General features: G+C 37.2%; 10 protein-coding genes. 6 read left to right on the top strand and 4 right to left on the bottom strand.

Annotated features, from left to right (window positions below):
* From A9Y75_RS07905 to A9Y75_RS07915, 4 genes are all read left to right on the top strand, one after another.
* The coding region (locus A9Y75_RS07905; RefSeq protein ID WP_177176134.1) for a Calx-beta domain-containing protein at window positions 1–4693 on the top strand (4693 nt) is incomplete at its 5' end.
* A gap of 139 nt (window positions 4694–4832) precedes the next feature.
* The gene (locus A9Y75_RS27385) at window positions 4833–5018 is read left to right on the top strand and encodes a hypothetical protein (protein ID WP_143046379.1); all 186 of its coding nucleotides are present in this window, start codon (window positions 4833–4835) and stop codon (window positions 5016–5018) included.
* Complete coding sequence (locus tag A9Y75_RS07910) at window positions 5002–5295, top strand: type II toxin-antitoxin system HigB family toxin (RefSeq protein ID WP_071189027.1); 294 nt, start codon at window positions 5002–5004, stop codon at window positions 5293–5295. The genes A9Y75_RS27385 and A9Y75_RS07910 overlap by 17 nt, the downstream gene beginning before the upstream one ends.
* Window positions 5296–5309: 14 nt before the next feature.
* Window positions 5310–5609, top strand: a complete 300-nt coding sequence (locus A9Y75_RS07915) for a transcriptional regulator (protein WP_071189028.1) — start codon at window positions 5310–5312, stop codon at window positions 5607–5609.
* Window positions 5610–5747: 138 nt separating this feature from the next.
* Here the strand turns inward: A9Y75_RS07915 and A9Y75_RS07920 are convergent, their stop codons facing one another.
* The 3 genes from A9Y75_RS07920 to A9Y75_RS07930 form a co-directional block, all read right to left on the bottom strand.
* Window positions 5748–6014 (bottom strand): hypothetical protein, encoded by a 267-nt coding sequence (locus A9Y75_RS07920; protein WP_236721357.1) that lies wholly within the window; start codon window positions 6012–6014, stop codon window positions 5748–5750.
* Window positions 6015–6098: 84 nt separating this feature from the next.
* On the bottom strand, window positions 6099–6335 hold the full coding sequence (locus A9Y75_RS07925; protein WP_071189029.1) for a DUF433 domain-containing protein: 237 nt from the start codon (window positions 6333–6335) through the stop codon (window positions 6099–6101).
* A 206-nt stretch (window positions 6336–6541) separates the two neighbouring features.
* The gene (locus A9Y75_RS07930; RefSeq protein ID WP_071189030.1) at window positions 6542–7039 is read right to left on the bottom strand and encodes a DUF937 domain-containing protein; all 498 of its coding nucleotides are present in this window, start codon (window positions 7037–7039) and stop codon (window positions 6542–6544) included.
* Between the two features lie 165 nt (window positions 7040–7204).
* Here A9Y75_RS07930 and A9Y75_RS07935 point away from each other — a divergent pair, with 165 nt between their 5' ends.
* Both A9Y75_RS07935 and A9Y75_RS07940 read left to right on the top strand, forming a co-directional pair.
* Window positions 7205–8758 carry a GTP-binding protein gene (locus A9Y75_RS07935; RefSeq protein WP_071189031.1) on the top strand — a complete coding sequence of 518 codons (1554 nt, stop codon included), beginning with the start codon at window positions 7205–7207 and terminating at the stop codon, window positions 8756–8758.
* Between the two features lie 400 nt (window positions 8759–9158).
* Window positions 9159–10940: a protein kinase gene (locus tag A9Y75_RS07940; protein ID WP_071189032.1), complete on the top strand. Its 1782-nt coding sequence runs from the start codon at window positions 9159–9161 to the stop codon at window positions 10938–10940.
* A 51-nt stretch (window positions 10941–10991) separates the two neighbouring features.
* Here A9Y75_RS07940 and A9Y75_RS07945 read toward each other — a convergent pair whose 3' ends face one another.
* Window positions 10992–13094, bottom strand: a complete 2103-nt coding sequence (locus tag A9Y75_RS07945; RefSeq protein ID WP_071189033.1) for a serine/threonine-protein kinase — start codon at window positions 13092–13094, stop codon at window positions 10992–10994.
* Between the last annotated feature and the right edge of the window lie 102 nt (window positions 13095–13196).

Raw genomic sequence — 13196 nt, forward strand, 5'->3', positions numbered from 1 at the left:
AGCAATTGTTACATTAGCAAGCGGTACAAGTTATATTCTAGGAACTGCGAAAACTGCTACTGTAACTATTGTTGATAATGATTCGCCAACTAATGTTAAGCCGACAATTACTATTAGTGCGACAGATGCAAGTGCAGGGGAAACATTAACTGGACAAACTGTAAATCCTGGTAGGTTTATGCTGACGCGCACAGGGAATAAAACTGCACCTTTGACAGTTAGTTATTCGGTTGCGGGTACGGCAACAAATGGGACAGATTATAATACTTTAACTAAGAGTGTGACTTTTGCAGCGGGTTCAGCTACAGCATTAATTAATGTTAATGTCAAAGATGATGCTGTATATGAGGGGAATGAAACAGCAATTGTTACATTAGCAAGCGGTACAAGTTATATTCTAGGAACTGCGAAAACTGCTACTGTAACTATTGTTGATAATGATTCGCCAACTAATGTTAAGCCGACAATTACTATTAGTGCGACAGATGCAAGTGCAGGGGAAACATTAACTGGACAAACTGCAAATCCTGGTAGGTTTACGCTGACGCGTACAGGAAGTACAGCTTCGTCTCTAACGATTAATTATACTGTTGCGGGTACTGCAACTAATGGGGTTGATTACAATGCGTTGAGTGGAACGGCTACATTTTCTGCTGCTTCTTCCACTGCAATTATTAATCTGACTCCCATTAATGATTCATTAGTTGAAGGTGATGAAACAGTGGTAGTTAACCTTAGCAGTAATACAAACTATAATCTGGGAACAGTGAAAACTGCTACTGTAAAGATAGTTGATAATGATTCATCAACTATCACGGTGACAAGTCCTAATGGTGGGGAATCTTTACCAGGGGGACAAATTAATATTACATGGACTGATAATATTAGTGAGAATGTTAACATTGACCTGTATAGAGGTAATACTTGGATAAAAACTTGGATGGCTAATACTCCAAGTGATGGTAGTCAATTGTTATATACACCTATTGAACTAGAGACTATCTCTGATTACCGGGTTAAGATTACAAGCGTTGCGAATAGTAATATTTATGACTGGAGTGATGGCTATTTCAGTATAGTTGTTCCTTCTTATCTCTATGTGACAAGTCCTAATGGTGGAGAAAGTTTCCAAGCTGGTAGTAGCTACAACATTAATTGGAATGACAATATTTCAGAAAATGTGAAGATAGATTTGTACAAAGCTGGTAGTTTATACAGCACTTTGTTCAGTTCTACAGCAAGTGATGGTAGTGAAACGTGGTCTGTACCTAGCAATTTAGCCAGTGGTTCTGATTATCAAATTAAGATTAGCAGTGTTAGCAATGGTAATGTTTACGATTGGGGAAATAATTACTTTACAGTTTCACCTGCTCCTTATGATAGCGCGGGGAATGATCTTACTCAAGCTTTAAGTTTTGGCAATCTTACATATACACAATACAAAACTGACTTTGTTGGTGATGGTGATTCTAATGACTTCTACAGTTTCAATGTTAATACACCTAGTAACTTTAATTTGATACTCAATGGCTTAAGTAATGATGCTGATGTACAACTAATTCAAGATCGCAATGGTAATGGTCAGGTAGATGAACGTGAGATTTTGAGTCTTTCAACTCAGGGTGGAACTAATCAAGACTCGATTAGTCGATATTTGGGAATAGGAAAATACTTTGTTAGAGTTTATTCCTATAGTGGCAATACTTATTATAATTTGAGCCTGTCTGCTACATCTTTGGGTAATGCTAATTACATAGATCCATCATCTGTTCAGTCATATTTTGGAACAAATGTAATTCGTTCTTTCTTTAATAGCTTTGGAGTTTCTACTTATCAGAGTCAGTATGGGAATTTATTGATGTATGGTTCTATTGCTGATTATTACAACAATAATAATTTCAATAACCCTGATTCTAAAAATGGTTTATTTCGTAACTATTCTGGCTTAGGTTTACCAACATCATCTATTTATACGCAGGCTGATGGTAGTCAGGTGATGGAGTTTGAAGGAGGAACACTAACAAATCGAGATGGTGTAGTGACACCTTATTACTACCAGAAAAATGGAGATAGATTTGATTTGGTGGGTATGGGTGCGCCTGATGGGGCAGAATTGCTGTGGAAGAATGATTATGCTTACTGGAATCCTGGAAGTGTAGGGCAGCCAATTAGTCCTGTTCGCCGCATTAATGGAGGATGGGTGCAAGAGTTTACAGGTAGTCCTAGAGGGGATGGAGATAGCATTTTCTTACTAAAAGATAACCAAATTGTTCAAGGCGGATTTGATGGGAATAATATTCCCAAGGGTGGTCCCTATCGTGTACAAGGATATTTCTTAAATATTTATCGCTCTGTAGGCGGTTATGAGGATATATGGGGAATAGGCTTCCCAACTATGTCTCAAGAACGGGCTAATTATAACGGCTATAAACTTTATCAGCAGTTTGAATATGGTTTTATTGCTCAAACTCAAGATGATCGGATTGTAGTTCAAAAAAATGGACGGACAATCTGGACAAATGCCAATATTGAGATTAATCAAACGATTAATGGTAGTTTGAGCAGTACAGATGTAGTAGATGGACTCCGACCTGGTTACTTTACTGATGATTACCGTCTAACAGGTGTTACTTCAGGGCAGAAAGTTCGAGTTAGTTTAACTTCTTATGGATTTACTCCACAGTTGCAGTTGTTGAATGCTTCTACTGGGGAATTGATGGCTCAGTCTTACATTATTAATAATGGGAATAATACGGTGCTAGAATTTACAATGCCAAGTGGTTGGAACTACATGGTTCGGACTACTAGCTATTATTCTGGTCAGACTGGAAGCTACTCTCTGAATGTTGTACCTGTTACTAACACAAATCCAGGGATTTTTAACATTGGGACTCTCAGCGGTAGCTCGAATTACAGTGGATATCTGGATGGTAATAGTCCTATTGACTATAAGTTCTATTTGGGTAGTAACAGTGACTTCAGTTTAAGGCTAGATGACCTGAGCAATGATGCAAATGTTACGTTGCTCAAGAATCAAGGTAGCTCTGGTGGTTACACTAATTACACTTTATTGGAACAGTCGAATAAATCAGGGACAAGTGCTGAGACAATTACTACTAATTTGGAAGCAGGCTATTACACAGTTCGGATTGGTGGGGCAAATACGAATTACAATTTGAGTTTGTTCTCAAGAGTTGCAGGACAACAAACTAATCTTAGTTATTCAGAGTTTCTCGGTACTGTGATGAATATGTCCGTCGCTCTCAATATTCGCTCTGGTCCTGGTACTGGCTATAACGATATTGGAGATTTGCAATCAGGAACTCAGCTTATTTTTGATGGCTGGACGAATGGTAGTCTTTACAAAGATATTACAGGTCAACAACAGGATCAATGGTTCAGAATTAAAGGTACAAATAATTGGGTTGCTGGTGCTTATATTATAGGTAATCCAACACAAGACACTCCATACATTGATGCTTCATCCAGTTCCCCAACTAATCCTGAAAACCTAAGTGGTGCTACTAATGTTGATGGGACTCTTTATTACAATGGTCAAACAGTTTATAATTATGGTTCTACTCTAATACGAACAGGGGCAACAGATATCAGGGCTGGTGTTGAATCTACTTATGCTGATCCACGAACCTACAAAGGTTCAGTGTGGACTATCATTCAACCAGAAAGGGGCAACGAAGGTAAGGATCACTTGGTCACTATTACTTGGGGGAGTCGCCAATGGGAAGGTACTATCAAGCTAACCAAAGGTGGTGTTGCTATTCATTATGAAGACGATTCTTCAGATCCTAATAATTATGCAACGAGGACTGTGACAGTTAGAGCAATTCCTAATGATTTGAACGCTGCTCAAGTGATCACAAAAGAGACAAAGATAATTAATGAGTATGGAGAGAAGCCTTTTATAGATAGTCCTATGTTCTATCTTGATATTCGTCGTAATGATCAAAGGTGGCGTGACAATACAGGAGTGCCGGCTTTCTATACATTATTCAGAGATGAAGATGTTGATGGCCGCAAGAATGTTGAAAACGTAGATAAACTTGATGCTTCTGGAGATAATCCTAGCGAACTCAAGAATAACCAGAAGATCAAAGAATTGGCTGAATATTTGGGTGGCAAAGCTGCGGCTAACAAAACTTGGGAGAAAGATAGCCCATTGGGAGGAGGTTATCTTGATAAATATCATCCGCTTGATGGTCTATTTCATACTGGATTTGATATCTCTTTCACCGGAAAAACTGAAGTTAAAGCTTTAGTTGCAGGAACGGTTATTGACGCTCCTGGTAAAGGTGTTGGTGCTGTTGCAATTCACAATGAGGTAATGAAAAAAACTTTTGTTTATCTTCACATGAGCAATATAACAGTTCAAAAAGGAACTCAGATTGTTGCTGGTCAAACTATAGGTATAGTGTCTGATGTAGGATCGCCAGGTAGTGTTCATTTACACTTTGAAGTTCAAGATGATGCTGAATTAGAGGCTCTAGTAAAATCTCAACCTAAAACAGATATACCTCAATCATACAAAGATAGTCAGGGTAATACCTTCTATGCTTTTTCTACTAGTATTTATCGCAATACAAAGTCTCATGTTTCGGCACGGATGGATAATCCTTTAAATGCTTTTATTGAAGCAAAAGCACTAGGACTTATTCTAGACCAACCACCAGCATAATGTTTATTTTCTTTTTCTGGTGTAGGGAGTGCGATCTCCTCTGTTTGGGGAAGTGGGAATGCGATCGCTGTCAGGGAATGCGGGATGTGGGGAGGTGCGATCGCTTGTTAGGTAGATATGGGGAGAGCAATTTTTAGGGATGTGGGGAGGTGCGATCGCTTTTTGTGGATGTGGGAGCGATCGCTGTTTTGGGGATGATGGGATGCGATCGCTTTTAGAGGATGATGGGATGCGATCGCTTATTTGCTATTATCTTGAAACTAAACTGCAAATACCAAGTCAACTAATTTCTGATAAAAATTATTACAATGAGAATTATTGCTAGAAGTACCCTAAGAGAATATTGGCAAAAACATCCTGATACAGAACAGCCTTTAAAAGCATGGTTTGATGATGCTTCTCGTGGAAATTGGCAAAGTCCATCAGAGATTAAAGAAGTTTATGCTAATGCCAGTATTGTTGCCAATAATCGTGTAGTTTTTAATATTAAAGGTAATAATTATCGTTTAATTGTTCACATCCGTTATGAAATTGGTATTATTTTTATTCGCTTTATTGGTACTCATCAAGAATATGACAAGATAGATGCTACAATCATTTAAGGAGGTTTAATATTATGAATTTGAAACCGATTAAAACTGCAACAGATTATCAACAAGCTTTAAGAGAAATTGAACAAATATTCGATGCTGAACCTAATACACCAGAATATGAAAAATTAGATATTTTAGCGACTTTAGTAGAAGTTTATGAACAACAAAATTATCCTATTGATCCTCCATCTCCCATAGCAGCAATTTTATATTATTTAGAAAGTCGTAATCAAGGGGTTGACTCTTTTATTGAAAATTTAAAACGTTATGGAGTTAGTGAAGAAATAATTAATACTGCTTTAAATGAAATGACTCACGGATGATGAGAGAGCGATAGCGCACGCGCTGTTTCTTGGATGCCTGGAGGGCTTTTGTCAGTTCGCTATTTTGGGGATGATGGGATGCGATGCTTTTTCATTGTGACAATTGCTAGGAATAATTATCTGCTAGTAACTAAATAATTAACCAACCAATTCAATCTCACCTACGTCATTGATAAATACAGATGAACCCATTGATAAAAATAAAATCATTTCACTAATTTTTTCCATTAGAGGTACTAAATCATCAGGACGAGTGCTACGAGAGTTTAAAATAATAACTTTCAAAGTTTTATCAGTTAAATTTTGCTGATAAGGAAGATTTTTATCGGCTGTAATAAACACATCAAAAGGATGTTTTTTAGCTAAATCAAGAATTTGGTGATCTTTAAAACTACACCATCCCATTAACGTTATAAATAATATAACCTTTATTTAAAAAAGGTTGTTTGAGTTTTTTACTCAAAAGATTTTCATCTAGTAATATAATCATTAAGCGCAACGTTCCTGAGCAATTATCAATTTTGCTGCATTTTCCAAGACTTTCATAGTTTGAGCCTCTAAATAGGGAAAATCATTAATAAACTCAGCTAATCCACCCTCACCTTCGAGATAGTCAAAAAATGTTTGTAAAGGAACACGAGTTCCCACAAACACTGGAACTCCACTCATAATTTCAGGATCGGAGTGAATAATTCCTTGAGTTTCTAATAAGTTGTTTAGCGTCATGTTTTCTTTAAGATATAACTTGATATTTTTATTATATAGGACTAATATTTGATTTTTGAAATTTTACGTATTGTTCCGCAGGAAAGCTGACCAAATATATCGCTTGTCTAGTTGACTACAAAATCCACAAAAACTAAACGTGGATTAAACAAAGTCAAAAACTTGATTAATCCACGGTTGCTGACTATCTACTACTCAGTTAATAATTACCTGCCCAAATACCGACTCGCTAACTTAAGAGCATCAGCAATGTCAACATCACCATCACCGTCAGCATCCAGGAATTTATTCAGCATTGGATTTCCGCCAGATTGCAAGAAATTCAAAACTAAAGGTACTAATGTAGGTAATAATTGTTGAATCATTCCCGCATCTAAGCCTGTGCGCTGGGCTGCAACATCTGCCACTTGTTGTTGAATGGCTGGAGAAAATAGTGTATCGACAGCTTGGGAATCTGGAGAAGTACCTGCAAATTGATTCACCAAATCTTGTACAGCTTCTGTTCCCTCTGTAGCTTGCTTATCTTGCAAAGATGAATGTACCTGTTTTCCGACTACTGATAAAACTGATTGAATGGTGGAGGTATCAGCACCAGTGTTATTGCTTATCTGTTGAACAGTATTAACAATACTTAGCAGTGAACCTAAACCGCCTTGTTGATTAGAACTACTGACTGCACCGAGAATTTGATCAAAAAGTCCCATTCAGTTTTTTCTCCCTTTTTTCTGATTTTAGTAGTTCACCCTGGCAAATTTTCCTCAATCCAGCAAATTTGGCTTTTTTATCTTCTGGAGAAAAACACTTAACTGATTAAACCGATTAAGATCAGAAGCATCTAGCTTCTTAATATCTACTTATCCTTGCTATTCATGCCTCTGTCGCGCATAGTCACACTTATTGCTGGTTTGATTATCATTTTGGGGTTAGCCGTGTGGCTGATTGATTCACTGTCACGGCTTTACTGGCAAATATCCTATTCTCCCCTGTTAGGTAATCTACTGCTGTTGCTGTTGATTGTACTCCTGGGAGGATTGGTTGCGGCTTTTGTCTATTATGTGCTGATGCTGCAATCTGGTGAGCAAAAATCCCGCTATAACCGCAGACGAGTTACTCCGGCTCAAATTCCGGCGGCTAAATCGGATGCAGCTTCTACCACTCTCCAAGCAGTGCGCCAACAGGTAGCCCAAATTCAAGATGAAGTTACCCGCCAAGCTTTACTAAGTCGCACTAAGGAAATTGAAGCGAATTTAGCTAGGGGAGAAATTCAAGTAGTGGTATTTGGGACAGGGAGTGCTGGCAAAACTTCCCTAGTTAATGCCATTATGGGACGGATAGTCGGTCAAGTAGATGCACCGATGGGGACAACCCAGGTAGGGGAAACCTATTGTTTGCGCCTAAAGGGATTAGAACGCAAAATTTTAATTACGGATACGCCAGGAATTTTAGAAGCGGGAGTAGCCGGAACAGAACGGGAACAATTAGCGAGGGCGTTGGCGACGGAAGCAGATTTACTGTTATTTGTGGTAGATAATGATTTAAGGCGTTCTGAATATGAGCCGTTAAAGGGTTTGGCGGAAATTGGTAAGCGATCGCTCTTAGTTCTCAACAAAACTGATTTATATACAGATGACGACAAGGAAACTATCCTCGCTCGATTGCGTCAACGGGTACTAGGATTTATCGCTCCTAATGATGTTGTGGCGATCGCAGCTAATCCCCAAACTGCACAATTAGAAACCGGCGAAACCTTCCAACCAGAACCTGATATTATCCCTCTTTTGCGACGTATGGCCTCTGTCCTACGGGCTGAAGGTGAAGATTTAGTTGCAGATAATATTCTTTTGCAATCTCTGCGGTTGGGAGAAGAAGCCCGAAAATTGATTGATTCTCAACGTCGTCGTCAAGCTGATAAAATTGTCGAGCGTTTTCAGTGGATTGGGGCTGGTGTGGTATCTGTCACCCCTTTACCAATGGTAGATTTACTCGCCACCGCCGCAGTTAATGCCCAAATGGTAGTAGAAATTGGTAGAGTGTACGGTTGTGAATTGAACATGGAACGGGGAGGAGAATTAGCCCTGTCTTTAGGTAAAACCATTGCAGGTTTAGGAATTGTCAAAGGCGCAATAGAATTACTCTCAACTGCACTACAATTTCATGTTGCCACTTTTCTGATTGGTAGAGCTATCCAAGGCGTGACAGCAGCTTATTTAACGCGCATTGCGGGAAAAAGCTTTATTGAATATTTTCGCCATGATCAAGATTGGGGTGATGGGGGAATGACAGAAGTAGTACAGCAGCAGTTTCAGATTAATCGCCGAGATGAGTTTATCAAAGTATTTATCCAAGAAGCGATCGCTAAAGTAGTCAAACCTCTCACAGACACCTTTGAGGATAAACAAGAAAACGGCAAAGATTCTCATTGAATTTAGAGCATCGATTCAATAATGCTAGGCAATCTGTTTTTCTGTTAATTAACCCATCACCCCATCACCCCATTCCCTCGTATGTGTGTATTATCAAATTTATGACTTCAAGTAAAAATCCGTAAGTAATTAATTTATCGTTTTATAAATTTATCAATTTAAGATGTAGTTGATTTCACTAATACTTAAATATCTCCTCAACATAGAGAGAGGCTGAAAAAGCCGCGAATTACTCTGTTAATGAGAATAACTAAAAGAAGACGGCAGTTGAGAGGAAGAGGTTTCTCGAACCTAGCTTAATTTAAAGATACAAATAATTATTGCTCAGTATTCCGGATAGGAAAAGGAACTTCAGAAAAGGTATGTAACAACAATGTAAAAATTCCTCAGTAACCAACATATGAATCAGCAAATAATTAATAGCTTACTACAAGGGCGTTACCAAATTCTTCAAAGCCTTGGTGCAGGGGTATTTGGACAAACCTACATCGCTGAAGATATCGATGATCCAGAAAAACCCAGATATGTCGTCAAGCAGTTGAAAGTCAACAACTATCAATCTACTTCCTATTTTGACTACCTGAGATTACGGTTTTTGACTGAAACTGAAACTCTCAAGCATTTGGGAGTTCATAACCAAATTCCTCAACTTATCACCTGCTTTGAAGAAAATGAACGATTTTACTTGGTGCAAGAATATATTGCTGGGCAACCTTTGTCAGTTGAATTACACAAAAATAAACAAATGGAAAAGTTGTGGAGTGTTCCTGAAGCTTTGGCATTTCTCGAAGATGCTTTAGGCATTCTCGAATTTGTTCACTCTCAAGGATTTATTCACTGTGATATCAAACCAGAAAACTTAATTAGACGTAGTACTGATGATAAATTAGTGTTAATTGACTTTGGCTCAATTCAGCCAATTGACTTTAGCACAGATGCCGAATTACCCATTTCCCAAATTCCCGTAACTTCATTAGGTTACATCCCACCAGAGCAATTTCTGGGACAAACACAACCTAATAGCGATATTTATGCTTTGGGGATGATTGCTATCCAAGGTTTAACAGGATTAACACCTTTACAATTCAACATTGATCCGGCTACTAATGAAATACCTTGGGATCATGATAATAAACCAGGTAATGATTATCTAGCTGTTTTCCTCAGTCAAATGATCCGCTATAACTACCAAGAGCGCTTTCAATCTGCAAAGGAAGCACTGTGGGTATTCAAACATATAAGATGGGAAAATCACCTTGGAGAAATTGCCGCCGTCAAGTCTCCCATTTCTGTAGAAAATAACAACAATAAAAACAATAAAAAAACAAAATCTGCTCCATTATTAGCAGGAATGCGATTGGGTATAACTATTAATTCTGTGGTAGTAGGATTGGGAGTATATGGTTTAGTTAATAATTCTCTCAGTTCTTCAGAAACAGGAACTTTATCTCAAGCAATAGCAGAATATCAAGCAGGAGATTTGGAAAAAGCCATTAATTTAGCTAAATCAATTCCCTCTTATAGCAACGTTTATCCAGAAGCTCAAGATACAATTGCCGAATGGCAAAAGCAATGGCACAATGATACAAAAAAGTATTTAGTAGCTGAACAGGCTTTAAATGATGGTAAATTGTCAGAAGTGATGGATGTTATTCCTCAAATTCCATACACTTCATATTGGCGTACTAAAAGAGAAAAATTAGTTGAAACAACAATAACTAACTTAGAGGAAAAAACACGCACCTTATTAAACAAAGCTTACGCTAGTGCAGAAAACAGAGATTTTTCCGCTGCTTTAGAATATCTGCGTCAAGTTCCTCCGGAAAGTTCTGCTGGTACTATTATCCAAAATAAGTTAGCTGAATACAATCAAAAAAAGCAAATGAGAGCAGCATATTTTTTACATACTGCTTATCAAAAAGCTTTAATTAATGATTTTTCTAGTGCGATAAAATTCCTAGAAAAAATTTCTCAAGATACTGATGTTTATCCTCAAGCTCAAATCAAATTACAGGAGTATAAGACAAAACTAGAAATTCGAGAAAAAGTTCAAAATACTCTTAGATTGAAAAAAGTTTCTCCTATCAATCAATCGACTACATTAGGAAAGATAGACTCAAATACTAAAACTGCATATTTTTCTTCACCCGATTCTCCGAGAGAAATAAATATTGGCAGCTAGAAAACCTGATTTCAACAATTAACACCATTTAAGATTATTTCTTTAAGAGTTTTAATTAGGCATTCGCAAAATCGGTACAATTATCGAGCGAGATTTTTCAGTTGATAATTGAGTTTTTGCTTGTTTGATAGCATCTATTGCTTGTTGGTAATCAGGTTTGTATTTAATAGCTTGTTCATAAGATATAATCGCTTCTTGATATTGTTTTAAATTTAAAAAAGCATTACCTCGGCTATACCAACTTTCGTAATGACTTGGCTGATAACGAACGGCTTTATTATAGGATTCTATGGCATCTCCGTATTTTTGTAAAAGATATTGTGAATTACCTAAATTATACCACACTTGATAATTATTTTTTTTCAACGAAATTGCTTTTTTATAAGATTCAATTGCTTCTGCATATCGTTGAGTTTGATGTAGTGACCAGCCGATATTATACCATGCTTGATAGTTATCAGGATTATATTTAATCACTTGTTTAAAAGAATCAATTGCTTCTGCATATCTTCGTAAAGTAATTAAGATATTACCTCTGGAAAACCAAGCTTGATAATAATTGGGTTTGTACTGCACCACTTTATCATATGCCTTAAAAGCATCTTCATAGCGATTTAAATTCACCAGTGAATTTCCCCAATTATACAAAGCTGCTTCATGGTCTGGTTTTAATTCTACCGCTTTTGTATATGCTGTAATTGCATCATCATATTGTTTTAAAGTCTGTAATGTTAAACCTTTTTTATACCAAATTTCATAATTATCAGGTTGCAATTCAATTGCTTGATCATAAGATTTAATGGCGTTATCATATTGCTTTAAATTTCTGAATGCATCACCTTTAGCATTCCACATTTCTGGATAATCATTTTTCATTTGTAACGCTTTATCAAAAGCAGAAATTGCTTCTGCATAACGTTGTAAACTTGCTAAAGCAAAACCTCTCCCAGCCCAAGCTTCTAAATAATCAGGTTGAATTTGAATGGCTTTATCATAGGATAATAGGGACTCTTGATATTTTTTTAATTTAAATAATGCCTTACCTTGTCCATACCAACCTTGAACGTAATTCGCTTTAACATTAACTGCTTTTTCATAATTTCCCAGTGCCTCTTCATAGCGGTGTAACTGCAAAAGTGTATTTCCTTGATTATATAATTCTGTCGCATTCTGAGTATTAATTTTGTTGAAAATAAATATTGATGCAGTTCCCCCCAAACCTAATAAAAATATGCTTAATCCTAATTTGATCAATAAACCTTTTTTAGATTGTTGAGGTTTGATATGATTGATTGGAGTAGCAGGACTTAAAGCTATTGTCCCCGATAGGGGTTTAATTAATTCTTGGAGCGCTTTTAATGCTACAGTGGCGGAACTATAACGTTGACGAAAATCATAACAAACCATTTTGTCTAAAAAATCAGCAAATTCTGATGTAACTGTGGCATGATTTCGCCAAATCAGTTCATTAGTTTCGGAATCTTTTTCTATTTGTTCAGGTGATAATCCTGTGATTGCTTGAATAGCAATTATTCCCAATGCATAAATATCACTACTTAATTTTGGTGTTCCTTGCGCTTGTTCTCCCGGCATATAACCAGGTGTCCCAATAGCGACGGTAGACTTAGTTTTACCTGTGGGCGCAATGACTTGGGTAGTTATTTCTTTAACTGCACCAAAATCAATTAAAATTAATTTATTATCTTGCTCACGTCTCAGAATATTTAGGGGGTTAACATCACGATGAATTACTTTTTGTTGATGTACAAAATCTAAAATTTCTAAAATTTCTTGTAACAACAAAACTACTTCATCTTGACTGAGGATTTTTCCCGGTGGTAACTCCTGACTGAGATCATGACCGATAATGAATTCCTGTACAAGATAGAATTCGGCATTTTCCTCAAAGTAGGCTAAAAGTTGGGGAATACAATCATGAGTTCCTAATTTATATAAAACCTGTGCTTCTGTATCAAATAATCGCCTAGCTGTTTCCAAAGTGGCTGCATTAGTTGACTGAGGCTTGAGTTTCTTGACAACGCATTGAGGTGAGCCAGGTAAATGAGTATCATAAGCTACGTAAGTTTCACCAAATCCCCCTCCTCCCAGGTGGCTGATAATCTGGTATCTTCCAACAAGTGTGTTTCCTAGCATCTCGGTTGCTGAGTTGAGTGCAATATTACCTGATTACATCTTGCCACAAGAGATTGGGGAGATGGGGACGCGGGGACACGGAGACGCGGAGACACGGAGACG

It is taken from the genome of Trichormus sp. NMC-1, assembly GCF_001858025.1.
Lineage (GTDB): Bacteria > Cyanobacteriota > Cyanobacteriia > Cyanobacteriales > Nostocaceae > Anabaena.